This is a genomic window from Eisenbergiella massiliensis, assembly GCF_003435485.1.
Window position 1 is genome coordinate 1 of sequence record NZ_QVLV01000016.1, and the last position, 25,255, is coordinate 25,255.

A 25,255-nucleotide genomic window follows, 5' to 3' on the forward strand; every position below is an offset into this window, starting at 1 on the left:
CCCCCGCCGCCACAGGGCTCACAACCCTCCCTCAACAACCCTCCTACATTATAAAGCAATCCCCACCAGATAGCAATATATTACTATTTGTGGGCAAGATAGTAAATTGTAATGAGGAAAATTAAGTGGTATATTCTTTTGCAGTCACAGCAAAATAAGCCTAATAGATTAAAAACAGAGAGGTAAAAGTATGAATAACGTTGCATTGATTACAGGGATTAACGGGCAGGATGGTTCTTATCTTGCGGAGTTTTTATTGGAGAAGGGGTATGAGGTGCATGGCCTGGTGAGGCGTCACAGTATTTCTGTTACCAGCAGGATTGACCATCTGATTCATTCCCCCTATAATAATGTTAAATTCTTTCTTCATTATGCGGACACGACGGATTCCAGCGGACTGATGCGGCTGATGGCGGAAATCAAGCCTACCGAGGTGTATAACCTGGCGGCGCAGTCTCATGTTGGTATTTCCTTTGAGGTCCCGGAATATACGGCGGATGCTACGGGAATGAGTACGCTGAAGCTTTTGGAGGCCATTCGGATCAATGGGGGTCCGTGCCGTTTTTATCAGGCATCTACCTCCGAGCTGTTCGGCGGGCTGCCGGAGACGGCTCCCCAGAGTGAGAAAACGCCTTTTTATCCCAAGAGCCCTTATGGTGTGGCGAAGCTGTATTCTTACTGGATTACGGTGAATTACAGGGAGTCTTATAATATGTTCACCTGTAACGGGATTCTGTTTAATCATGAATCTCCCAGAAGGGGCGAGAATTTCGTTACCAGGAAAATCACGCTGGCGATTGCCAATATTCTGGCAGGAAAGCAGGAGAAGCTTTCCCTGGGGAATATGAATGCCAAGAGGGACTGGGGCTTTGCAGGGGATTATGTGGAAGGTATGTGGCTGATGCTGCAGCAGGATAAGCCGGGAGATTATGTGCTGTCCACGAATGAAACCCATACGGTAAGGGAATTTGTGGAGGCGGCTTTCCAGGAGGTGGGCATTACTGTCCGCTGGGAAGGGACCGGGGTGAATGAAAAGGGTTATGATTCCCGGACCGGCAGGCTGCTTGTGGACGTAAATCCTGAATTTTACCGTCCGGCGGAGGTGGAGTTCCTCTGGGGCGATTGTTCCAAGGCGGAGAAAGAACTGAACTGGAAGAGAAAAGTGGATTTTAAAGGCCTTGTGGCTATGATGATGGATGCGGATATGCAGGCTGTTGTCGGCGTGGGCTGTGAGGAATTTAAAAACAGAAAGTAGGATTTTATGTTAACTGTGCTGTTCAACTGGGGATATATTTTCGTTACGGCATTTCTGATTGGCTTTGCGGTATTGCTGCCTTTTGAAAGGGGCGGCGCGGCGGCCGGCAGGGCGCCCGGAGGCGGGACGGGTACTGTCCGCCGGAAGATGACGGTGGTCCTGATGGCGGGGTTTGCGGCGGTAACGGTATATTCCCAGGTGTTCAGCCTTTTTGCGGGAGTGGGGCTTTGGGCAAATGTGCTGTTGGTGGCGGCGTGTGCGGTCATTGCGGTGGTCTATCGCCGACCTCTGGCTGTTTATTGGCGGGAAAGGGCCGGTCAATGCAGCAGGGGGTATGCGGTGTTTTTGGCGGGACTGGTCCTGCTGATGGCCTATGGGACCTCCAGAGGGTATATGCATGTGGATACCGGGCTGTATCATGCCCAGGCCATACGGTGGATCGAGGAGTATGGCGTGGTTCCGGGGCTGGGTAACCTGCACAGCCGGTTTGCCTATAACAGCGCGGCGTTTCCGTTGTGCGCGGTTTACAGTATGCGGTGGCTGGGAGGAAGCCTGTTCCCGGAGGGAATCCATGCGGTGCAGGGCTTTCTGGCGCTGCTGGTGGGTATCCAGTGCAGCGGGATCCGGACGTTGGCGGCGCGCAGAAGGGTGAGGGTCTCCGACTTTGTAAGGGTGGGAGGCATCTATTATCTGACTGTGCTGTTTGGTGAGATGGTGTCGCCGGCGTCGGATTATTTTGCCATGCTGCTGCTGCTTTTTATCCTGATTGACTGGCTGGATCTGCTGGAGAGCGGGGAAAAGGAGGCGACGCCCTATGCCCTGCTTTCCCTGCTTCTTGTATTTACGGTTACGGTGAAGCTGTCGGCGGCGGTGATTCTGCTGCTGGTGCTCAAGCCTGCGGTGCAGCTGCTGCGGGAAAAAAGGTGGAAGGAAATCGGGCTGTATCTGGGGCTTGGCTTTGGGATTGCGCTTCCCTGGCTGATACGGGGCGTGCTGATTTCCGGCTGGCTGTTTTATCCGTTTACCTTTCTGGATCTGTTCCCTGTGGACTGGAAAATCGAAAAGGGCTATGCGGATTGCGATTCCAAGGAGATCCAGGTGTTTGCCAGACTGCTTTATGATGTAAATCTGTATGACACACCGTTTTCCGGCTGGGCGGGCAAGTGGTTTGCCTCCCTGAAGGGGCTGGAAAAGCTTTGGGTGGCGGCAAGCGCCGCATGCACCGGGCTGGGGGCTGTAACCATTGTGGGAGCGGGCCTGAGAGTACGGAAAGCAGGATTGGAAGAACGGAAAAACAGGGCACGGAAAAAGGAGATACAGAAAAAGGATACACAGGAAAACAGGCCGGAGGCGGGCGGAATTCTTCCCTGGGACTGGATTTTGTATGCGGCGGTTCTGATAACAGGTTATTTTTTCTGGCAGTTTTCCGCGCCATTGGTGCGTTATGGTTATGTCTATGTGCTGGCGCTGCCTGCGGCTGTGCTGGGTTATTGTTATGTACAGGCGTTGGGGAAAAGCGAAAAAGGCAGGCGGTACGGGTACTATGTATTCGGGGCCGGGTTTGTCCTGTTCCTCGCCTTTAAGGCTGTGGGCCTGGCCGGCGGCATGGCGGCGTCTGCGGGGGAGTCTTATTATGTGAGGCAGCAGGGCTATGGAAGCTTTGACGCTGTCACCTATGATGTGGACGGTGTGACGGTTTATGTGCCTGCGGACGGCGGGCAGATTGGATATGATAAATTCCCTTCCTCTCCCAGGATCCAGAATATTGAGCTGCGGGGAGAAGGAGAGCATGCGGGAGATATCAGGTATGGCTTCCGCGAGAATAGAAAAGAGGAAGATGCACAATGAGTACAATCGAAAAATCAGATAAAATATATGTGGCGGGTCACAGGGGACTTGTGGGCAGCGCTATCGTGAGGAACCTGCAGGCAAAGGGCTATGAAAATGTGATCGGCAGGACACACAGGGAGCTGGATCTGACAAGCCAGGCGCAGGTAAGGGATTTTTTTGAAAAGGAAAGGCCGGATGTGGTGGTCCTGGCCGCTGCGAAGGTGGGCGGAATCAATGCCAATAATACCACGCCTGCGGAGTTTGCCTATGAAAATATGCAGATTCAGTGCAATGTCATTAAATGCTGCCATGATTTTCATGTAAAAAAGCTGCTTTTTCTGGGAAGCACCTGTATTTATCCGAAAATGGCGCCCCAGCCCATTCCGGAGGATGCGCTTCTCACCGGGCCTTTGGAGGAAACGAATGAAGCCTATGCGATTGCCAAAATTGCGGGGCTGGAAATGTGCAAATTTTATAAAAGGCAGTACGGCGATGATTTTATCAGCTGTATGCCCACGAATCTGTATGGCCCCCATGATAACTATGATCTGAAGGGAAGCCATGTGCTGCCCGCCATGATCCGGAAGTTCCATGAGGCCAAGGTGAACGGCGCGTCCACGGTGGAGCTGTGGGGCACCGGGACTCCCCTGCGCGAGTTCCTTTACGTGGATGATATGGCGGATGCCTGTGTGTTCCTTCTGGAAAATTACAGCGGTGAGCAGCATGTAAATATCGGCACCGGCAAAGAGATTACAATTAAGGAGCTGGCGGAGACCGTGCGCAGGACGGTGGGCTTTACCGGTGAAATCGTATGGAACAGCGCCATGCCTGACGGCACGCCCCGGAAGCTTACCGATGTGGCCAAGCTGCACGGGCTGGGCTGGACACATAAGGTTGAGCTGGAGGAAGGCGTAAAGCTGGCTTATGACTGGTTCAGGGAAAATGTGGAGGCGGCAAGGCTGTAATTGGCTGCATCATGGAGCTGCGGGAATTTTGAAAAAATGGCGGCAGCCGTAAACGAACAGTTAAAGTAACGGTCCGGTTATCTGAGCCGTTACCGGTTGAGAATGGAGAATGGACATGAAAACATACGGAGTAGTAATGGCCGGGGGCGGAGGCACCAGATTGTGGCCGCTTTCCACGAAAAAGCTGCCCAAGCAGTTTCTGAACCTGTCCGGCAGGGAAACGCTGGTGAACGAGGCTGTGGACCGGCTTCTGGGCGTTGCGGATAAGGATGATATTTTTATTGTGACCAATGCCTCGCAGACGGAGGTGATGCTTTCGCAGACCGCAGGACGGGTGAAGGCGGATCATATCCTGGCGGAGCCGGCGGCGAGGAATACGGCGGCCTGTATCGGCTATGCGGCCATAACCATTTTGAAAAAGTACGGCGACGGCATCATGTGCGTGGTGCCCTCCGATCCTTATATCAGGGATGAAAAAGGGTTCCAGGAAACGCTGCAGGAAGCGGTAAAGGCCGCTGAGGAAACGGACGCCCTTGTGACCATCGGCATCAGCCCCACCTTTGCCGCTACCGGCTATGGCTATATCCGGAGCACTGCGGTGGAAGGGAAAGCGTACCGCAAGGTAGAGGAGTTTGTGGAAAAGCCGGATGAGGAAACGGCAAGGGAATACCTGGAGGCAGGCAGCTATGCCTGGAACAGCGGCATGTTTATCTGGAAGGCTTCCACCATCCTTTCTTATTATAAGAAACTGCTCCCGGATATTTATGAATGCCTGATGAAGCTGGCGGAGGGTTTTGGCACTCCCGGAGAGGAAGCGCTTCTGTGGGAGGTTTATCCTGCAATCCCTAAGATTTCCGTGGATTACGGCATTATGGAAAGGGCGGATCATGTGCTCATGCTGACAGGCGATTTCGGCTGGAGCGACGTGGGCGGCTGGGACGCTTTTGACGCGCTGAAAAGCAGGGATGAAAACGGAAATCTGACCGTGGGAAAAACTTTGCTTCTTGACAGCAGGAACTGTACCGCGTATTCTGTAGACAAGCTGATCGCTGCCGTAGGCGTTGAGGATCTGATCATTGTGCAGGCCGGGGAAGCCGTTCTGGTATGCCCGCAGGCCGAGGCGCAGAGAGTGAAAGAGATCGTGGAGGCCCTGTCGGAAAAAGGAGAAAATTCGTATCTGTAGCGCGAAATTTCTCGATCGCTAATCATTCTATTTCCGGTGATACCGTGATATCATTGTAGATGGACCTGGAAAAAACTACCTTTAAGCAGGTCTGCGCACCTGTTGCGCTGACTGTAAGAAAGTGCTTCAGGAGTGCCGAAATCCATCGCCAAAGGTGATACAGGCCGGATTTTGGCTGTAACTGTGAAGGTACTGAACAGTTACCGTCACGCACGGACATCAGGAGGAGAAGAATGGTTACGGAAAATTTAACGCAGGCACAGATAGAACGCTACGTATCGGAATTCATGCTGGAGCTGGGAGTGCCGGCTCATCTGAGGGGATATTATTATCTGCGGGAGGCCATTGTTCTCACTGCTTTGGATATGGAACTGGTAGGAAGCGTAACCAAGCTTCTCTACCCTGGTATTGCAAAAAACAACCATACCAATATCCAGCGGGTGGAAAGGGCGATCCGTAATGCCATAGAGGTTTCCTGGGAGAGAGGAAACCCGGCCGTATTCGAAGATTTATTCGGCTACAGCGCCGCTTCCGGGGCGGTAAGGCCGACAAACAGCGAATACATAGCCCGAATAGCGGACCGTATCCGTATGGACGGGCCGCTGGAGCCGGAAGCTTAATAAGGCTGCCTGCCTTACTGCTGTGCAGAAGGACAAGCGGCCGGTTACGTCAGGAGGAATACCCATGAGTTTACTGAGCGTCATTGTCCCATGCTACAATGAAGAGGAAAACGTAGATTGTTTCTATGAGGAATTGATGAAAAATACCCCCTTTTTTGAAAAAGAAGGGCTGGAACTGGAAATCCTGTATGTGGATGACGGTTCCAAAGACAGGACTGTGGAGGAAGTTAAGGACTTAAGGAAGAGGGATGAAAGGGTGCATCTGATTTCCTTTTCCAGGAATTTCGGGAAGGAATCCGCTATTTATGCGGGGCTGCAGAAAGCGAAGGGCGATTATGTGGTTATGATGGATGCGGATCTGCAGGATCCGCCGTCCCTGCTTCCGGAAATGTTTTCATATATAAAAGAAGGTTATGATTCCGTGGCAACCAGAAGGGTGACGAGAAAGGGAGAACCGCCAATCCGTTCCTTTTTTGCACGGATGTTTTACCGCCTTGTGAACCGGATTTCCAAAACGGAAATTGTGGATGGAGCCAGGGATTACCGGCTGATGACCAGGCAGGTGGTTGACTCCATTCTTCAGATGACAGAGTATAACCGGTTTACCAAGGGGATTTTCGGCTGGGTGGGGTATTCCACCAAATGGCTGGAGTTCGAAAATGTGGAGCGCGCCCATGGAGAAACAAAGTGGAATTTCTGGAAGCTGTTCATTTATGCGCTTGACGGCATCACTGCTTTTTCCACGGTTCCGCTGGCATTGGCCTCCTTTATGGGGGTTCTGTTCTGTTTTGTGGCATTTCTGCTGATTCTTGTTATTGTGATTAAGACGCTGGCGATAGGAGATCCGGTGGGCGGCTGGCCTTCCATGGTATGTATTATCTGCATGGTCAGCGGCGTGCAGCTTTTCTGTCTGGGGATTGTGGGGCAGTACCTGTCCAAGACCTATATGGAAGTGAAGAAGCGGCCTATTTATCTGGTGAAGGAAGAGCTGTAATGAAGAATGATTTAATAAGTATTGTCATGCCTGTTTACAACGCTTCAGCGTACCTGGAAAAAACAGTGGAAACGGTACGCCGTCAGACCTGCACAAGCTGGGAGCTGATTGCGGTGGATGATTGTTCCACGGATGACAGCTTTCAGGTTCTCCAAAGGCTTGCCGGGGAGGATGCAAGAATCCGTCCGGTCAGGCAGGAGGGCAACCAGGGAGCGGCAGCGGCGAGAAACAGGGGTGTTGCGCTGGCTGAGGGCAGATATCTGGCCTATTTGGATGCAGACGATTTATGGACAAAAACAAAACTGGAAAAAGAGCTTGCTTTTTTAAAGGAAAAGCAGGCTGCTTTTGCATTTACAGGATATGAATTCGGAGACAGTGAGGGCGTGGGAAACGGAAAGGTAGTCCATGTGCCGGAAACCCTCACCTATAAAAAAGCGCTGTCCAGAACTGTGATTTTTACAACCACAGTCCTCTTTGATCTGGAAAAAATCAGTAAGGATCTGGTGAGCATGCCCCGGGTAAAGAGCGAGGATACCGCCACCTGGTGGAGGATTCTGCGAAACGGTTATACTGCCTATGGCCTGGATGAAAACCTGGCGGTTTACAGAAGGCCCGCAAGCTCCCTCTCCTCCAACAAGTTGGAAGCCATCCGGCGGATCTGGCATCTGTACCGGAAACAGGAGAAGCTTTCCCTGCCTGTGAGCGCATGGCACTTCTGCTTCTGGGCGTGGCGCGCGGTTGCAAGGAGAGTTTAGGTATGGTAAACTATTAGCGATTGCTGCCACGCTGCACAAAGCGTATGAAATAAGGGCATACTATACAAAAGAAAAGGAACTGCGGCTGTGAAGAAGCACAACAGCCCCAGGGAGCTGCTGAAGGAGAAACGATGAATCAGAAGGAATCCAGAAAAAGACTGCTGATTTTACTGCTGTCATATATTGGTTTGCTGGCTATGCTGGGAGGATATGTCATAGCCTATTTCGGTTATTATTATCCGGTGATTATCAGGCATGATACGAAGCTTTATTTTAAGGGACATCTTCTGATTTTTGCTTTTTACCTGGTGGTTCTGTTCCTGTTTATGAAGACCTACGGCGGGCTGAGGATTGGATATCAGAAGCCCATGGAGGTTTTTGGTTCCCAGGTATTTGCACTTCTATGTACCAATGTTTTTTCTTATCTGCAGATGGCGATGATCCACGGCTGGTTGATTCCTCCGGTTCCGCTGCTGCTGACGCTCATTGGGCAGATTGTGTTCGGCGCATTTTATACCTGGCTGTCCTACCGCATCTACAGGAAGCTTTTCCCGCCAAGGCAGCTGCTGCTGATTTATGGCGATCGTCCCACTGAGGATATCCAGCGTAAATTCGCCAGCAGGAAGGACAAGTATAACATTGTAAAATGTATGAACATTTCAGCCGGAGCCGACGCGATTCTTGACGAGGTGGAAAAGGGCTACGGCGGCGTGGTTCTGTGGGACATCCCCACGGCGGTGAGGAATAAGCTGATCAAGTACTGCTACAGCCGCTCCGTCCGTATTTATATGATGCCTAAAATTCCGGATGTTATCATCAAGGGCTCCGAACAGCTGCATCTTTTTGATACGCCGATTTTTCTGACCCGGGAATTTGCGCTCACCGTGGAGCAGCAGATTTTCAAGCGCTGCATCGATGTTGTGTGCGCGTTGATTTTGCTGGTGCTCGCTTCGCCCTTCATGCTGATTACGGCCATTGTAATCAAGCTTTATGACGGCGGTCCGGTCCTGTATAAGCAGATACGTTGCACCAGGGATGCAAAGGAATTCAAAATCCTGAAATTCCGCAGCATGAGAGTGGATGCGGAGAAGGACGGCGTGGCAAGGCTTGCCGCCAAAAATGATTCCCGCATCACACCGGTGGGGAAATTCATCCGTGCGGTCCGGATTGACGAGCTCCCGCAGCTTATCAATATCCTGAAAGGGGAAATGTCCTTTATCGGTCCCCGTCCGGAACGGCCGGAAATCATCGCCCAGTATATGGAGGAGATGCCGGAATTTGCGTTCCGCATGAAGGTGAAGGCAGGCCTGGCCGGTTACGCGCAGGTTTATGGAAAATACAATACGACTCCCTATGACAAGCTGAAGCTGGATCTGACCTATATCGAAAATTATACTGTATGGCTGGATATCAGGCTGATGCTGCTTACGCTGAAGATCCTTTTCAAGGCGGAAAGCACCGAGGGTGTGGAATCCACACAGATCACGGCGATAAAGTCGGAATCCGATGAGGACAATAAATAATGAGAGAAGAAAAATTCTGGCAGGAGGGCATGGACGGAAAGCGTTTTGCCCTCTGTCTTTTCAAAAAAGGATGGATTATCCTGGCGGCAGCGCTGGCGGGAGCCGCCGTGGCGGCGGGAATCTATCTCTTTGCGGCGCTGGTGCTTGGCGGAAAGCCGGAGTATCAGGTCTTTTCCCAGTACCGGATCTATTTTGACAAGGAGAAATACGGGGAAATCGAAGACTATTACAATGCCTATACCTGGGGGGAAATCATGAAGACCGACCAGGTGGTGGATTTTGTCATGGAGGCGCTGCCGGAGGGAATCAGCAAGGCCCAGGTAAAGGCGTCCGTTTCCGTGGGGCAGATGAATGATGTGAAAATTATGCCCTTGTACATCACCACGCAGGATGCCGGGCTTTCTCAGGAAATTGCTAAGGCCTATGTGTATGGCCTGGATAAGTTTGCCAAATCCATCGAGGGGCTTAGCGAGATGCAGTGCTGGACGGTGGAGCCTGCAACGCAGGTGCCCCGTGCAACGAAAACTGTGAATGCATTTATTTTCGGCGGTATTCTTGGTGCGGTGTTCTCTTTTCTGGTTCTCGTATTTTTTTATATTCTGGATGATTCCATTTATCTGGAGGAGGACTTTGCGAAGCGTTTCCGTATTCCGGTGCTGGGGATCCTGACCCGGGGGAAGGATGCGGATTATCTGGAGGAACTGAAAGGGAACGCGGCATTCCTGTTAAAAGGAAGCAAGCGGATCTGCCTGGTGGACGGGAGCTGCCTGAAACAGACGGGGCGGATGGAGAAATCAGGGCAGACGGAAAAGACAGGTCAGACGGAGAAATCAGGGCGGACAGGAAAAACGGGTCAGACGGAGATAACAGATCAGATGGAAAAAACGGGTTACGAAACCGGACAGGGAGCGGCTGCCGGGGCCTCTGCCGTCATGCCGTCCTGCCGGGAGGCCGGTGAACTGCTGTCAGCCGCGGCGGGGGAAAATGCGGAGACCCTTGTTACTGCCTGGCCCTTCGGGGAAAAGGAAGTGCGCATGCTGCACAGTGCGGACAGCGTGGTGCTTGCGGTTCCCTGTGGGTTCGGAAACGGCAGGGCGCTTTTTCATCTGGCGGCGCAGCTGGAAAAGCTGGGAATCACAGCCGCGGGCGCTGTGCTCACGGATGCGGATGATAAATTCCTCAGGGCCTATTACGGGAAGAAAAAACGTAAAGCGTCCGGAAAGAGAAAACAATGGACATGAAAATGCAGTTTCTTGTTTCCGCCGTGAAGGAGGATGTGGAAACGCTTGCGGAGCGTATGAACCTTCAGGCGGATGCGATTATTGTAAATCAGTGTGATGAAAATGCATACAGGGAGTATACGTATCAGGGACATACCATGAAATGCTACAGCTTTGCGGAGCGCGGCGTGGGGCTTTCCAGGAATAACTGTCTGATGCGTGCGGACGGGGATTTGTGTGTGTTCGCAGATGAGGATATCGTTTACCGGCCGGGAGCGGCGCGGGCGATTGCGCTGGAATTTGAAAAAAATCCGAAGGCGGACATGATCCTTTTTGATATGGAGGTGCCCCGGGATCGGGCTACCTACCACATTGATACGTACGGAAGGGTACGCTGGTACAACTGCGGCAGGTATCCGACCTACAGCTTTGCGGCGAGGACGGAAAAGCTTCATGAAGCCAATGTGACATTTTCCCTGCTTTTCGGGGGCGGGGCCAGGTACAGCAACGGCGAGGACAGCCTGTTTTTAGCGGAATGCATCCGGAAGGGGCTGAAGGTGTATAAGGCGCCGGTGACCATCGGAAAGGAAAACGGGAGGCCGTCTACCTGGTTTCATGGCTATAATGAAAAATTTTTCTATGACAGAGGGGTTCTGTATCATTTCCTGTATGGCAGGGCCGCTTTGCTTATGGCGCTGCGTTTTCTGTATAAGCACAAGGGCGTCATGTGTAAGGAGATGCCCTTTTCCAGGGCATTTTCGCTGATGTGCAGGGGAATACGCAGGGAAAACGGCCGGCAGGAGTAATTGGGACCGCACAGTTACCCGCAGGAGACGGAAGGTGAAGGCGGATGATATTTTATGGACTTCTGGGCGCGGTGACCATCGCGCTGGCATGTTTGGTAGATAATAGAGCTTCCTGTTGTGCCAAAGCAGTGGGCGGAATGGGGATGACGAGGCGGCAGGCGTGCAGCTGCGCCGCGCTTTTTACTCTGTTTCTGGTGCTGGCAGGTACGGCGGCGCTGCGTATTGATGTGGGAAATGATTACGGAAATTATGTGAACACCTTCCATGAGATCTATGTGGGAGGCTATGTGGTGACGGAGCCGGGCTTCAACTGGCTGGTACGTTTCCTGTTCCTGCTTTCCGGCGGGGAGAATTACCTGCTTGTTTTTGGCCTGTTTGCGGTGGTTACGGCGGTCATTTTCCTGAAGGCCATGTATGATCAGAGCGTGGACTTTACGTTATCCTTTGCTCTGTTTATGCTGCTTGGCCTGTATTTCCGTACCTTCAATACGGTGCGTTATTATTTTGTGCTGGCGGTGACACTGTACAGCCTCCGCTATGTGCTGAAACGGGAATACGGTAAATTCGTGCTGCTTATACTACTGGCGGCGCTGTTCCATAAATCGGTGCTGGTAGTCATTCCCCTTTATCTGATCGCCGCGCTTCCCTGGAAAAAATGGCAGGTGGCTCTGGGAGCGGCATTCGCGGTCAGCCTCCCGCTGTTTCAGGGGTTCTGGATGAAGGTGGTGCTGTGGCTGTATCCCTCCTACCAGAACACGGTATATCTGCAGAAGGAAACCGGGCTGGAGGGAAGCCTGATGGGCATCATCCGCTGCGCCGCGGTGCTGGTGCTGGGACTTTTTGCCTATCGGGAGACGATAAAGGAGAACCGGGCCAATCTTTTTTATTTTAAGCTGAACCTGCTGGGGCTGGCGCTTTATACCTGCGCTTCCTTTCTGCCTCTTGTGTCCAGGTTTGGCTACTATCTGATTACGGCGCATGTGCTCCTGGTGCCGGGGATTTTAATGGGAATGCCAGATGAGGCGCCGGAGCCTGGGGGCGCGTCCGCTTTGCGGCTCCTGAAAAAAGGTGCCGGAAAGAAGAAAAAAGTGATGTTCCTCCTGACAGCGGCTTTTTGCCTGCTGTATTTTGCCTATTTCCTCCTTACGGCCCATCAGGAGGGAGTGCGCGTGCTGCCCTATCACAGCTGGATTTTTACGGAGAAGGAATGGTTGAATGGCTCATTTATTTTTTAGTATTGTGGTCGTGTCGCTGAATCCGGGAGAAAAGCTTGTGCCCACGCTGAAGAGCGTGCTGGATCAGGACTATGGGAATTTTGAAATTATCATTAAGGATGGAGGCTCTACGGACGGCTCCGTTGAGAAGCTGGAAGAACTGCCGGCGGACAGCAGGATCCGTTTTTTCCGGGAGCCGGATAAGGGCATTTATGACGGGATGAACCAGGCGCTTGCCCATGCCCGGGGGCGTTTCCTGCTTTTTTTAAATTGCGGCGACCGGCTTTACAGCAGAAGCGTGCTGTCGGAAACAGCCGAATTTATCGAAAAAACGGAGAAAGAAAGCCTGTGCCGCACGAGGCCGTATATTTTTTACGGGGATCAGTATAATGAACTGCAGGACTGTCCGGTGCATTCCGCGCCGCGGATGAATGATTTCGCCTGTTACCGGAATGTGCCCTGCCATCAGGTCTGCTTCTATGACGCCGGCCTGTTTGCGGAGCGGGGATATGATACGGATTTCCGGGTGCGGGCGGATTATGAGCATTTCCTGTACTGTATTTATGACAGGAAGGCGGAGGCTGTGTATATGCCGGTGACAGTGGCCTTCTACGAGGGAGGCGGTTTTTCGGAAACCAGGGAAAACCGGAAGCGTTCCGCGCTGGAGCACAGGGTGATCACACGTTTTTATCAGGGCTTTTGGAAAAGAAGCTTCTATTCCTTCCTCATGCTGGCAACTTTGGCGCCGCTGCGCACGAAAATCGCGGAAAGCCCTTCGTTGTCAAAGGGCTATAATGCGGTTAAATCTGCGGTCTACAGGAGGAAAAAAGGATGAGGGAAGAAAGTAAGCGGTTGCGGGTGTTATGGCTGTGCAATATCTGTCCTCCTTCGGCGGCTGCCGCGCTGGGGCGCAGCTACAGCGTCAGGGAAGGGTGGCTGACCGGGGCGCTGAACCGTTATCTGGCGGATGAGGAGCAGGATTTGGAGCTGGGCATCTGCTTTCCTTCTGAAGAAGAGGAGCTTTCGCAGTTTAGCGGCAGGATAAAGCTTAAGGAGCTGACGGATGCGCCGGAAGCGGGAGGAAAAGAAGTATACGTGTATGGCTTCCGGGAAAATCTGAAGAGGCCTGAGCTATATGATTTGTCGATGGAAAAGCGGTTTGCAGGAATTCTTGCAGATTTCAAACCGGATCTGGTGCATATTTTCGGTACGGAGTTTCCCCATGCGCTGGCCATGGTGAGAAGTTTTCAGCGGCCGGAACGGACGCTGGTGGGGATCCAGGGGCTGATAGGCGCGTGCGCAGAAAGCTATATGGCGGATCTGCCGGAAACCGTACAGAAAAAGGCGACCTTCCGGGATCTGCTGAGAAAGGACAGCCTGTGTATGCAGCAGGAAAAGTTCCGTATCCGGGGGGAACGGGAGCGGCAGGTGCTCCAGGGCAGCGGCCATGTGACCGGGCGGACTGTTTTTGACAGGGAGGGATCCCTTGCATGTAATCAGGGGCTTGTTTACCATAAAATGAACGAAACCATGCGGTCCTGTTTTTACCAGGGAAGCTGGCGGCGGGACAGCTGCAGGAGCTATGAAATCTTTGCCAGCCAGGGGGATTATCCGCTGAAGGGATTCCATTATCTGCTGCAGGCCATGCCGGAAATCCTGCAGAAATTTCCCGAAGCGCATATCAGCGTGGCGGGAATCGGTATTACGGCCTATGGCAGCCTGAAGGAAAAGCTGAAAATCTCCGGCTACGGCAAATATCTGCGGAAGCTGATGGAAGAAAACGGGCTGGAGGATAAAATTACCGTGTTAGGCCAGCTTTCGGATGTGCAGATGAAGGAGGCTTATTTGAACAGCCATGTATTCGTCTGTCCCTCCGCGCTGGAAAATTCCCCCAATTCCCTGGGGGAGGCCATGCTGCTGGGGGTTCCCTGCGCCGCCTCCCGGACGGGGGGCATCCCGGATATGGCGGAGGATAAAAGAAGCGCGCTGCTGTTTGAGAAAGGCAATGTGCATGAGCTGGCCCGATGCGTGATCCGGATATTTGAAAATGACGGGCTGGCGGACAGCCTTTCCCGGGAAGCGGCGAAGCAGGCCGGACATAATCACGACGGGGATGAAAATTATGCCGTCCTGATGGGGATATACCGGGATATGATTAACCGGGGGAGCGTTCATGAAAATTAACTTTATTTCCAATTACATCAACCATCACCAGATTCCTTTCTGCGACTGCCTTTACCGGAAGCTGGGGGAGGATTTTACGTTTATACAGACGGAGCCTATGGAGGAGGAACGGGTAAAAATGGGCTGGGCGGTGGACGCCCGGTCGATTCCCTATGTGCATCTGCTTTATGAAGAACCGGAGGTCTGCAGGGGACTGATAGAGGACTGTGATCTGCTGCTTGCCGGCTGGATGGAGCAGGAGGAGCTGATTGCCGGAAGGCTTGGCAGCGGAAAGCCGGCCATACGCATCAGCGAACGGATTTACCGGGAGGGGCAGTGGAAGGCGGTTTCTCCCAGGGGGCTGGCGCACAAATACAGGGAGCACATCCGGTACAGGAATAAGCCGGTCTATCTGCTTTGCGCGGGCGCATATGTGGCTTCGGATTTTTCACTGATTCATGCATATCCGGGGAAACGGTTCCGGTTCGGGTACTTTCCGGAAACCAGACATTACAATGGGAAGGGGCCGGAGGAGCGAAAGGCTGAGGATGGGCCGGTGCAGATTGTCTGGGCGGGCCGGATGATGCCGTTAAAGCACCCGGAATTTGTGGTGAGGCTGGCAGAGGATCTGCGGGAAAAGGGGCTGGATTACCGCATCCATTTTATCGGCAGCGGGGAGCTGGAGGATCAGCTGAAGGGCGAAATCGAACAAAAAGGCCTCTCGGACCGGGTCATTCTGTACGGCTTTCTTGAGCCGGGTGAGGTGCGAAAGAAGATGGAGGAGAGCCATATCCATCTTTTTACAAGCAACCATCTGGAGGGCTGGGGCGCCGTGGTGAATGAAGCCATGAACAGCGGCTGCGCTGTGGTGGCGAATTCGGAGCCGGGCGCGGTGCCGTATCTTATCGAAAACCGTGTGAACGGGATGATTTACCGGGAAGGAAGCTATGAGCAGTTCCGGGAGGCGGTGGTTTATCTGATGGAGCATGAGGAGGAACGGCGGCAGATGGGACGCAGGGCCTATGATACCATCTGTTCCCTGTGGAATGCGGAAAATGCGGCGGCGCAGTGTATGCGTTTTTATGAAAACTGGCAGAAGGGAAGGGTGGAGCCGCCCGCAGAGGGGCCTTTTTCCATCGCCCCTGTCATCTGGCCGGGAAGGAGATCAGTATGAGGAATGAGGATCCGCTTATCACTGTCATCATCCCGATTTATAATATCATGGACTGTCTGGAGCGCTGTGTGAGCTCGGTGTGCGCCCAGACCTACCGGAACCTGGAAATCCTGCTGGTGGACGATGGATCCACCGACGGCACGGGGGCGCTGTGTGACCGGCTGGCGGAACGGGACGGGCGGATCCGGGTGTTCCATAAGGAAAACGGCGGCTCCTCCTCCGCCCGGAATTTAGGGCTGCAAAAGGCGCGCGGGGAATATCTGGGCTTTGTGGACAGCGACGATTTTATTGATCCGGATATGTATGAAAGGCTGATGGAACAGGTGAAGGCGGGCGGTTACCGCATCGTCCAGGCTTCCAGGGATGAGATTGATGAAAACGGGCAAAAGAGGGCGGATGTATGTACGCCGCCTGAAAAGGTGACTTTTTTGTCCGGGGAAGCCTTCCTGCGGGAGCTGCTGCTGCACAGGGGGGACTGTTCCTTCTGTACCAAGCTGACGGCTCGAAGCCTTTTCGGGGAGAAACGGTTCCCGGAGGGGGAGCTGAACGAGGATTTTTACCTGCTGGTGGAGCTTTTGCAGGAGACGGAGGGCGTCTGTATCCTTCCTCAGCAGCTTTATCATGTATATTACCGTATGGGCAGCAATACCAGGCGGAAGGAACGGAATGATTTTTCCAGGGTTTTTGTGGATATTGTGAAGAATGCAGACTATGTCCAGGGGATAGTGGAGGAAAAATATCCGGCGCTGCAGAAGGAAGCGGTGCGCTTCGGCCTTTATCAGCGGCTGGATTATCTGCTGCATATCCCGGTGGGACTTATGGTGCGGGAGGATAGCTTTTATACGGCGGTAAAACGATACTGCCGCAGGCATGTGGCCGATACTGTGGTTTCCCCCTACCTGACGGCAAAGCAGAAGGTATATCTGCTGCTTCTGTCCGCAGCGCCCAAAACGGTGCGGCGGCTCCATGGCCTGACAATGCGGGCGCGGGGCGTGTAGAAGAGGGGTATTATAAAAAAGGAGGGGCGGATGCTTCATTTCGAGGAAATAGATAAATACAGGGAAAATAACCGGATTGAAGCGAAACGGGCGCAGGGAGGCTTTCCGCGCAGCCTGTGGGAGACCTATTCCGCTTTTGCCAATACCATCGGCGGCGTGATCCTCCTGGGAGTGGAGGAGCTGCCGGATAAATCATTCCGTCCGGTTAAGCTTCCTTCGCCGGAATGGCTTGTTGAGGAGTTTTGGCGTCTTGTAAATGACAGGCAGATCGTAAGCGCCAATATCCTGGAGGAAAGCCAGGTGCAGATTGTGGAGGCGGGAATCGGCGGACAGGGCGCCGGGGAGCTTCCCTTACAGGCGCAGGACAGCAAAACTTCCCCTTTTCCGGCGGAAAACAGCGGCAGGGGAAGGATTGTGGTAATCGAGGTTCCCAGGGCGGACCGCAGGGAAAAACCGGTTTACATCGGAAACGATCCTTATATGGGCTCCTACCGCAGGAACGGGGAAGGGGATTACCGGTGTACCCGGGACGAGGTGGACAGCATGCTGCGGGACGCGGCAGGCGGTTCCCAGGATATTCAGGTCTTTGGGGATATGGGAATGGAGGTCCTGGACGGGGATACGGTGGAGAGGTATCGGCAGGAGTATTTTGTCTGCCATCCGGAGGAGTCCCCGGCACAGCTGTCTGTTCCGGAGTTCCTGGAAAAACTGGGAGCCATGGAGACGGACGGCAGCGGTATCAGCCATGTGACAGCCGCAGGGCTTCTGATGTTTGGAAGAGAGCCGGAAATCATAAAGAAATTCTCCCGCTTCCATCTGGAATATACGGAAGAAGGGGACGCGGCTTCCAATGGTATTTTTTCAGATTCCGGGGACTGGAGCGGCAGCCTGTTTGATTTTTATCTGCGGGTGTCAGCCAGAATTATGTCGGCAGGCCCATTTTTATCGGAAGGACAGGCGCAGGAAGGAAAAGGACAGGCAGCGGATGGCCCGCAGAAGGGGATCTGTGAGGCTCTTGCCAACGCGTTAAGCCATGCCAACTATTACGACCGTGTGGGCGTGGTTGTCCGCCGGGAAAGGAAGCAGCTTGCGATCGCCAATCCGGGGGATATGCGAGTGGCCGAGGAAGCAGTGATTCACGGCGCGGCGCCGGATGCCAGGAATGAACGTATCAGCCGTATGTTCCATCTGATAGGAGTGGGGGACGGAACCGGAAAGGGGCTGACCGAAATACGCCGCATCTGGAACAGCAACGGCTGGAACCGGCCGCGGCTGCTGGAGGAATTCAATCCGGACAGAGTGGTTCTGATTCTGCCGCTGACAGGGGAGGAAGAGGCCGGGAAGCAGCTGCAGGCGCGCGGGCGGAAGGAACACCTGGAAGAAACGAAGCTTCCCAGGATACTTGACTATCTTAGGGACAATGTGCGGGCAGGCGGAAAGGAAATTGCAAAGGCAATGGGAATTTCCGAAAAAGAAGCGCTTTTGTGCCTGGCCTTATTGGAGAAGGAAAGTATGATTGTCCATGAGGAGGGCAAAGGAGAGGTGCGGTACCGCCTGCGGGATTGAGGGACTGTTTTTCGGGGAAAACAGTTCGGGCACAGAGCGTTTCAGTTCAGCCAGGTCTGCGCATTTACCGCGCTGACGGATTCAGGTGCATTGCATTAGCCGGTAGGCTATGTTATAATGCCGATAGAAACCGGCTTTTCCTTGAAGGGTCCTGAACTCTCGGCAGTACCGGCCGAAAAGCAGAAAGGGAGCAGCTGTGATGATGCGGGGCGGCAGGCTGTTTTGTCTGCGGCTTCAGCTACACGAGTGCTTTTGTGCGCAGATGAGAGTAAAGATGTATAGACCATCAGAAGAAAAGGGAAACTATACACAAATGGAGGAAAGTTCATGTTAGATAATAAAACGATACTGATAACCGGCGGGACCGGCTCTTTTGGCAAATGTTTTACCAAGTATGCGCTGACCCACTACAATCCAAAGAAAATCATTATTTATTCCAGGGATGAATTCAAACAGTACCTGATGCAGAATGAATTCAAGGAATATGAATCAAAAATGCGTTACTTTATCGGTGACGTAAGAGACAAGGACAGGCTGAAAAGAGCTTTTGAAGGTGTGGATTATGTCATCCATGCGGCGGCCCTGAAGCAGGTTCCTGCCTGTGAATATAATCCCAACGAAGCCATTAAGACCAATATAAACGGTGCGCAGAACGTGATTGACGCGGCGCTGGATTCCAATGTAAAAAAGGTGGTGGCCCTGTCCACAGATAAAGCGGTCAATCCGGTAAATCTTTACGGCGGAACCAAGCTGGTGAGTGATAAGCTTTTTGTAGCGGCTAATGCCTATGCGGGCAATAAGGACATCAGCTTTTCCATCGTGCGTTACGGGAATGTGGCGGGAAGCCGCGGCTCCATCATCCCTCTTTTTAACAATATCATTAAAAACGGGGGCACGGAGCTGCCTATTACGGATTTCCGCATGACACGTTTCTGGATTAGCCTGACAGAGGGCGTGGAGCTTGTTATCAAAGCCCTGAAGGAGGCGAAGGGCGGCGAAACCTTCATCAGCAAGATCCCTTCCTTTAAAGTGACAGATCTGGCCGAGGCCATGCTTCCCGGCTGTACGAAGAAGGAAATCGGCATCCGTCCCGGTGAAAAGCTCCATGAAATCATGGTGACACCGGAGGATTCCTTCAATACCTACGAATATGACAAGCATTTCATCGTATATCCTCAGGTGGTATGGAATGACAGGCAGGTTCCGGATCTGAGCGGCGTAAAGGTGGAGGAGGGCTTCTCCTACAGCTCAGGGAACAATAAGGAATGGCTTACCGTGGAGGATATCCGCGAGCTTCTTAAGAACGTGGAACTGGAGAAATAAAAATCAGAGGGGGCCTTTACGCGGCTGCTCCGGGTATCGCTTCCGGGAGACAGGAGCTGCATAAGGCGCCCTTCTTTTTGCAGCTTAAACAGGCCAGGATATGGGAAAGGACAATTTTATGGAAGAAAAAATATGGGGGCTTCCGGCGGCGGTAGGCGGATCGCCGGTCAGGGAGACAAAAATATATTACGGACATCAGTATCTGGACGAGGCAGATTATCAGGCGGTTTTGGACGTGCTCAAAAGCGACGCCCTCACCTGCGGTCCCAAAATCGGAGAGCTGGAGGAACGGCTTTGCAGCATTACGGGGGCGAAGCATGCCGTATCGGTATCTAACGGCACAGCGGCTCTACATATCGCCTGCCTTGCTGCGGGAGTGGGCCCGGGGGATGAGGTGATAACCACGCCTATCACCTTTGCGGCTTCCGCAAACTGCGCCCTGTACTGCGGCGCAAGACCTGTATTTGCCGATATTGATGACAAAACCTACAATATAGATCCAAAAAGCGTGGAGCAATGCGTGACGGAAAAAACGAAAGCGGTGGTTGCCGTGGATTATACCGGCCAGTCAACGGATTTGAAGGCTCTGCGGAAAATCTGCGACAAATATGGACTGATTTTAATTACGGACGGCGCTCATTCCATCGGCACCTGTTATGACGGGAAGGCAACCGGCTCGATTGCGGATATGACCACCTTCAGTTTCCATCCGGTGAAAACCGTAACTGCAGGAGAGGGCGGCGCCGTAATGACAAACAGCGACGAGCTGTATAAAAAGCTGGTACTGTTCGGAAGACACGGCATTACCAGAAATCCGGACTGGATGGAAAACACACCGGAAGGGCCATGGTATTATGAGCAGATCGAGCTTGGCTATAATTACCGTATGACGGATATCCAGGCGGCTTTGCTGCTCAGCCAGCTGGACAAGCTGGAGATGTTCAAGGCCCGCAGGAAGGAAATCGTGAAGCGCTATAACGAAGCCTTTTCACAGATGCCGCAGATTACGGTGCAGGAGGAAATCCCGGAATCCGATACTACAAGGCATCTGTATATCCTGAGAATCAGGCCGGAAGCGCTGACCATAGACAGAAAGGGATTTTTCGAGGCGCTGGCGGCGGAAAATATCTGCTGCAATGTGCACTATATCCCCACCTATTATTTTCCATATTATCAGAAACTTGGATATCAAAAGGGGCTGTGCCCGAAGGCGGAAAAGCTGTATGAGGAAATCATCAGCCTGCCTCTTTACTATGGAATGAGCGATGCGGACGTGGAGGATGTGATTACGGCGGTTGGGAAAATAGCGTCCTATTATGCAAAATAGAGAGAAAAAGCCGGCCGTTGCATCCTGATGATAACAGGATGCGTCTGACAGGCCGGAGGAGAGTATATGCAGACAGAGGTGAAAAAAAAGAGTTGGCATCTGCCGGATGGAAAGCAGAAAGGAATATTAATCTGGGGCAGCGTAATATTTTTTACATTGCTGTACTTGTCCCTGATTTTTAATAACAATGTATGGACGGACGAAATTTTCAGCATGAATCTGTTCAAGGAGGGCTTCGGAGAAATCGTATCGGAAACGGCAAAGGATGTGCATCCGCCGCTGTATTATTTCCTGGGACGTTTGTTCCGGCTTCTGTTCGGGGAAAGCCTGCAGGTACAGAAGGTACTGACGCTGATTCCCATGAGCCTGACGCTTGTTCTGGGAGCGACGAAGGTGAGAAAATATTTCGGGGACAGAACCTCTATTCTGTTTATCATCCTGCTTGGCTGCATTCCCTGCTCCATGGTTTATGCGGTCCAGGTGCGTATGTATTCCTGGGCGCTTTTCTGTGTTACGGCCTGCGGGCTGGCCGCCTGGGAAATCTACGTGAATGACAGATGGAGCTGTTGGATCTGGCTTACCGTAACGGCTGTGGCGGCGGCCTATCTGCATTATTTTGCATTTGCATCCGTTATCATTATTAACGGACTGCTGTTCCTGGCGCTGCTTTTTTCCAGGGAAAAAAGAAAGAAGCTTGGGAAATGGGTGCTGTTTTCGCTGCTTATGACGACGCTTTACCTGCCCTGGATGCCTTATTTTTACGAACAGGTAACCAGGGTGGAGGCCGGTTACTGGATACCGCCCATCACCGGGGAAACGGTGTGGAGCTACTTTTTATGGGCGTTCGGACTGGCTCCGGTGCCGCAGACTACCTATGTCTTTCTTGTGATTTCCCTGCTGGCGGGAATCAGCTGCCTGGTTTCTGTGAAAAAGGGCGGAGAGGAAGGAAAAGCCGGTGTATTCGCCCTGCTTTGTATGGCCGTGCCCACGCTGACGGCGGGCGGCGGCATTCTGCTTTCCCTGCTGAAGCAGCCTATTTACAGAGATCAGTACGTGTTCCCGGCCATGGGCCTGTTCTGCCTGTTTACAGCCATTGGCTGCCGGCGGTTCCGTAAGGAAATCGCTGCTTTGTTTCTTGTATTTTTCCTGGCTGTGGGGGCGATTTCCTACAGAGATAATTACCGTGCGGAATATAAGGCCACGCTGACCGCCCAGACAGAGGAGTTTTTCACGGAAAACCTGGGCGAACGGGACCTGGTGGTATACAATTACCAGGCGTATTATTTTAACTATAAATACTATTTCCCTGAGGAACGCCTTTTCTATGTCAGGGATGTGGATTTGTCCCGGGATTTTGACCGGATCTGGTTTTTGGATACGGAAATGGAGTGGGACTTTGTGCCGGATCAAATCATTCCCTACCAGCTGCAGATAGAATATGTGGGACACTATGGGATAGAGGATAACGAGTTTGATTTATATCAGGTGACCAAAGGGGCGGCGCCGGAGGCCGGGGAACCGTAAAGAGAGGAAAACTGAGAATGAAGCTGAGTGTTATCGTGCCTGTTTATAATACGGCGGCGGACGGAAAACTGGAATACTGCCTGAATTCCCTGGTGGGACAGACGCTGCAGGACATGGAAATCATCGCAGTGGATGACTGCTCCACGGATCAGTCATGGGATATCCTTCTGCAGTTTGAAAAAAAATACCCCGGCCGCTTCCGGGCGGTCCATTCCGAGGTAAACCGAAAACAGGGGGGCGCCAAAAACATAGGCTTAACCCTGGCATCGGGGGAATGGATCGGATTTATCGACAGCGACGACTGGATTACACCGGATATGTACGAAAAAATGCTGGCCCGCGCAGAAGAAACAGGCGCGGACATGGTGGGCTGCGACTACTGCCTGACACAGGAGCACAGCATGAAAACAGGACAGGTGGTCCATAACAACAGCCCGGAGCAGGCCGGAAGCCTGGATCATGACAAATATGCCTCCCTGATACTGGATAGCGGCAGCCTTGTCGTGAAAATATACAGACGTGATATTATCCTCGGCTGTGAAAGCCGCTTCCCGGAAGGAATTTTCTACGAGGATAACGCGCTGGGAAACACCTGGATGCTGCGGGCAAAGCACTTTGCATACATGCCGGAGCCCATGTACTACTATTACCAGCACGAGGCCTCCACCGTCCATACCATCACCCGCAAAAGATGCGAGGACAGGATGGAAGCCGGCAGAATCATGATAGCGGAGGCAAAGCGGTACGGCTACCTTGAGGAATACTACAAGGAACTGGAATGCAGTTTTTCCGTCCTTTTCTATGTGAATACCCTGTTCACCTATATGTTCGGCGTAAAAAAGAAGGAGCTTTCCTTTGTAAAAGCGCTGGGCGATGAAATGCGCAGCACTTTCCCGGATTTCCAGGAAAATCCCTATTATCAAAAACGTTTTAATGAGGAGGAGAAAAAACTGGTGCGCATGCAGCAGAAATCCTCCCTGTTCTTCATGATATATTTCAGCCTGCTCTGGACCTACAGAAACTTCAGAAAAAAATTAAAGCCATAAAGAACAAAGAAATTACGAAACATATAAAACATGCAATACGGGAAACCGGCGGAGGAGAAGCAGATGAAAGCAGCATTGATAGGCGCAGGAGAGGAATCCCTGCATACCATCCAAAAAGCACAGGAGCTGGGCGTCTACGTGACGGCCCTTGACGGCAATCCGGACGCGGAAGGACTGAAAGCGGCAGATGAAGGACTTACCATAGACATTTCGGATGAAAAGGCCGTACTGGACGCCCTGCAAGACAGAAAGCCGGATTTCCTGATCACCGGCCCTATCGGCAGATACCTGACCACGGCAGGCGCGGTAAATGACGCCCTGGGACTTGCCGGCATCAGCAGACAGGCCGCTGAATACTGCACAGACAAATACCTTTTTCACAAAAAACTCCAGGAAAAGAACCTGAGGAACTGCCGCTGCCTTCTCATACCCGCAGAAGCAGCCCCGGCGCAAGCAGGGGATCTTGCCAGAGATTTCAGTACCCTCCAATACCCCGCAATCCTCAAGCCAAGATACGGCTCAGGAAGCAGGGGCATCTTTTTCCTGAATAATCCCCGGGAACTGGAACAAGCCCTCACCTGCATCTTCCCCGAAAACCAGGACACAGCCGCCCCCACAGAAGACTACGTCCTGGAGGAAGCCGCGCCGGGCGTGGAATACGGCGTGGACGCCTGCATGGACAAGGACCGCTTCCGCATGATATTGCTCCGCAAAAAACTCATCACCCCACCCCCTGCCAGACAGGCCATAGGCTACCTGAGCGTAAACCCCCGGGAAGATGAAACACAACGCCTCCTCTGGGAAAGAGCCGCAGCCTACCTGACAGAAACCACCGCCCTGCTGGGCCTCAAAAACTGCCTCCTCCACGCAGACCTCATGATCACCGAAAACAGTATCTTCGCCATCGAACTGTCAGCCAGGCCCTCCGGCCACAACCTCCACAACCTCTTCACCCCCCTGGCCACAGGCATCGACATGGCGGAACAATACATCAGAAGCCAATGCAACATGGACTACACCTACGAGCCAGCAAAAACAGAAAAACTCCTGATTCACTACTTCAACCTGGAACAATGCCGCATCAAAACAATCCCCCAGGCCTCCCAACTCCGCCTCCCGCAAGGAATCACCCTCAAAGCCTGGAACTGCCGCATAACTCCCGGAGACTACATGCAGAAAGTAACCACCGGCCACTCCCTCATGGGAAGAGGCTACTTCATCCTCCAGTCCGCCCCGCCCCGCCCCTCTGCTTCCGAAACCACAGAAACCAACCTCATAAACGCCGCCCACCACATCCTCACCCAATTCGAAACAGAGTAACCACCCGGAAAAACATAACCTCCCCAGGCTAAAAGCACCACCCCCGGTTCCGCCAGCATAAACCAAAAACAAAAGAAAACCTCCGCAAGACCCGCACAAACTCTTTTTCCCATTTGTCCTCCTTCCAAATTTTTTCTATTCCACTCCCTCATTTCCCTTCACACCCAGGTTCGTGTCCTTCCGGCGGGGGCGGTTCCGAAGGGGGCCTGCTGTCCTGGTATCCGGTGAGGGGCTTTGGAGGGCGGGGGGCGGCTGTGAGGGGGTGTCACGGATGCTTATGAAGTTTTGGAGCAGTTTCTTAAAGTATCCCAGGAAAGCTTTCTCCCTAAGATACGGCAGCTGTCTGAGGAGCCTGCGACGAGTTCCTGCCGTATCAGGGACGCCAAAGCTATCCTGGGATACTTTTAGAAACCGCCCAAAACTGAGTAGCATCCGTGACACCCCCTCAC

Annotated in this window: 22 protein-coding genes; 21 read left to right on the forward strand and 1 reads right to left on the reverse strand. The window is 52.7% G+C overall.

The window, feature by feature from the left end:
• The first annotated feature begins 190 nt into the window (after nucleotides 1–190).
• The 21 genes from gmd (at nucleotide 191) to DXC51_RS19720 (ending at nucleotide 24,806) form a co-directional block, all read left to right on the forward strand.
• Nucleotides 191–1,255, forward strand: coding sequence for a GDP-mannose 4,6-dehydratase (gene gmd, locus DXC51_RS19620; RefSeq protein WP_021636693.1), 1,065 nt, complete (start codon nucleotides 191–193; stop codon nucleotides 1,253–1,255).
• 6 nt (nucleotides 1,256–1,261) lie between these two features.
• A complete protein-coding gene (locus DXC51_RS19625; protein WP_117545216.1) occupies nucleotides 1,262–3,103 on the forward strand; it encodes a DUF8201 family protein in 1,842 nt (613 codons plus the stop codon).
• Nucleotides 3,100–4,050: a GDP-L-fucose synthase family protein gene (locus tag DXC51_RS19630; RefSeq protein WP_181970141.1), complete on the forward strand. Its 951-nt coding sequence runs from the start codon at nucleotides 3,100–3,102 to the stop codon at nucleotides 4,048–4,050. Before DXC51_RS19625 ends, DXC51_RS19630 begins: the two co-directional genes overlap by 4 nt.
• A 115-nt stretch (nucleotides 4,051–4,165) precedes the next feature.
• Nucleotides 4,166–5,233, forward strand: a complete 1,068-nt coding sequence (locus DXC51_RS19635) for a mannose-1-phosphate guanylyltransferase (protein WP_117545217.1) — start codon at nucleotides 4,166–4,168, stop codon at nucleotides 5,231–5,233.
• 233 nt (nucleotides 5,234–5,466) lie between these two features.
• Nucleotides 5,467–5,853: a sporulation initiation factor Spo0A C-terminal domain-containing protein gene (locus DXC51_RS19640; RefSeq protein ID WP_021636699.1), complete on the forward strand. Its 387-nt coding sequence runs from the start codon at nucleotides 5,467–5,469 to the stop codon at nucleotides 5,851–5,853.
• A 64-nt stretch (nucleotides 5,854–5,917) separates the two neighbouring features.
• Nucleotides 5,918–6,847 (forward strand): glycosyltransferase family 2 protein, encoded by a 930-nt coding sequence (locus tag DXC51_RS19645; RefSeq protein WP_021636700.1) that lies wholly within the window; start codon nucleotides 5,918–5,920, stop codon nucleotides 6,845–6,847.
• Nucleotides 6,847–7,602 (forward strand): glycosyltransferase family 2 protein, encoded by a 756-nt coding sequence (locus DXC51_RS19650; RefSeq protein WP_021636701.1) that lies wholly within the window; start codon nucleotides 6,847–6,849, stop codon nucleotides 7,600–7,602. The genes DXC51_RS19645 and DXC51_RS19650 overlap by 1 nt, the downstream gene beginning before the upstream one ends.
• 131 nt (nucleotides 7,603–7,733) lie before the next feature.
• Nucleotides 7,734–9,125 (forward strand): sugar transferase, encoded by a 1,392-nt coding sequence (locus DXC51_RS19655; RefSeq protein ID WP_021636702.1) that lies wholly within the window; start codon nucleotides 7,734–7,736, stop codon nucleotides 9,123–9,125.
• Complete coding sequence (locus tag DXC51_RS19660) at nucleotides 9,125–10,366, forward strand: YveK family protein (protein ID WP_117545218.1); 1,242 nt, start codon at nucleotides 9,125–9,127, stop codon at nucleotides 10,364–10,366. Before DXC51_RS19655 ends, DXC51_RS19660 begins: the two co-directional genes overlap by 1 nt.
• Nucleotides 10,357–11,151 carry a glycosyltransferase family A protein gene (locus DXC51_RS19665; protein WP_021636704.1) on the forward strand — a complete coding sequence of 265 codons (795 nt, stop codon included), beginning with the start codon at nucleotides 10,357–10,359 and terminating at the stop codon, nucleotides 11,149–11,151. The genes DXC51_RS19660 and DXC51_RS19665 overlap by 10 nt, the downstream gene beginning before the upstream one ends.
• A gap of 44 nt (nucleotides 11,152–11,195) precedes the next feature.
• A complete protein-coding gene (locus DXC51_RS19670; protein WP_117545219.1) occupies nucleotides 11,196–12,386 on the forward strand; it encodes an EpsG family protein in 1,191 nt (396 codons plus the stop codon).
• Complete coding sequence (locus DXC51_RS19675) at nucleotides 12,367–13,200, forward strand: glycosyltransferase family 2 protein (protein WP_021636706.1); 834 nt, start codon at nucleotides 12,367–12,369, stop codon at nucleotides 13,198–13,200. Before DXC51_RS19670 ends, DXC51_RS19675 begins: the two co-directional genes overlap by 20 nt.
• A complete protein-coding gene (locus tag DXC51_RS19680; RefSeq protein WP_243003236.1) occupies nucleotides 13,197–14,549 on the forward strand; it encodes a glycosyltransferase in 1,353 nt (450 codons plus the stop codon). The genes DXC51_RS19675 and DXC51_RS19680 overlap by 4 nt, the downstream gene beginning before the upstream one ends.
• A complete protein-coding gene (locus DXC51_RS19685; protein ID WP_117545220.1) occupies nucleotides 14,539–15,702 on the forward strand; it encodes a glycosyltransferase family 4 protein in 1,164 nt (387 codons plus the stop codon). The genes DXC51_RS19680 and DXC51_RS19685 overlap by 11 nt, the downstream gene beginning before the upstream one ends.
• On the forward strand, nucleotides 15,699–16,700 hold the full coding sequence (locus tag DXC51_RS19690) for a glycosyltransferase family 2 protein (RefSeq protein ID WP_117545221.1): 1,002 nt from the start codon (nucleotides 15,699–15,701) through the stop codon (nucleotides 16,698–16,700). The genes DXC51_RS19685 and DXC51_RS19690 overlap by 4 nt, the downstream gene beginning before the upstream one ends.
• A gap of 30 nt (nucleotides 16,701–16,730) precedes the next feature.
• Complete coding sequence (locus tag DXC51_RS19695) at nucleotides 16,731–18,266, forward strand: AlbA family DNA-binding domain-containing protein (protein WP_117545222.1); 1,536 nt, start codon at nucleotides 16,731–16,733, stop codon at nucleotides 18,264–18,266.
• Nucleotides 18,267–18,593: 327 nt separating this feature from the next.
• Entirely contained in the window at nucleotides 18,594–19,589 is a 996-nt protein-coding gene (gene pseB, locus DXC51_RS19700; protein WP_021636712.1) for a UDP-N-acetylglucosamine 4,6-dehydratase (inverting), read from the forward strand.
• 100 nt (nucleotides 19,590–19,689) lie between these two features.
• Nucleotides 19,690–20,916, forward strand: coding sequence for a UDP-4-amino-4,6-dideoxy-N-acetyl-beta-L-altrosamine transaminase (pseC, locus tag DXC51_RS19705; RefSeq protein ID WP_243003237.1), 1,227 nt, complete (start codon nucleotides 19,690–19,692; stop codon nucleotides 20,914–20,916).
• A gap of 66 nt (nucleotides 20,917–20,982) precedes the next feature.
• Nucleotides 20,983–22,440, forward strand: coding sequence for a glycosyltransferase family 39 protein (locus DXC51_RS19710; RefSeq protein ID WP_117531859.1), 1,458 nt, complete (start codon nucleotides 20,983–20,985; stop codon nucleotides 22,438–22,440).
• Nucleotides 22,441–22,457: 17 nt separating this feature from the next.
• On the forward strand, nucleotides 22,458–23,486 hold the full coding sequence (locus DXC51_RS19715) for a glycosyltransferase family 2 protein (protein ID WP_117531857.1): 1,029 nt from the start codon (nucleotides 22,458–22,460) through the stop codon (nucleotides 23,484–23,486).
• Nucleotides 23,487–23,549: 63 nt separating this feature from the next.
• Nucleotides 23,550–24,806, forward strand: coding sequence for an ATP-grasp domain-containing protein (locus tag DXC51_RS19720; protein ID WP_181970142.1), 1,257 nt, complete (start codon nucleotides 23,550–23,552; stop codon nucleotides 24,804–24,806).
• Nucleotides 24,807–24,941: 135 nt separating this feature from the next.
• Here the strand turns inward: DXC51_RS19720 and DXC51_RS29820 are convergent.
• Nucleotides 24,942–25,255 (reverse strand): hypothetical protein (locus DXC51_RS29820; RefSeq protein ID WP_207660868.1); only part of this gene is annotated, 314 nt, incomplete at its 5' end.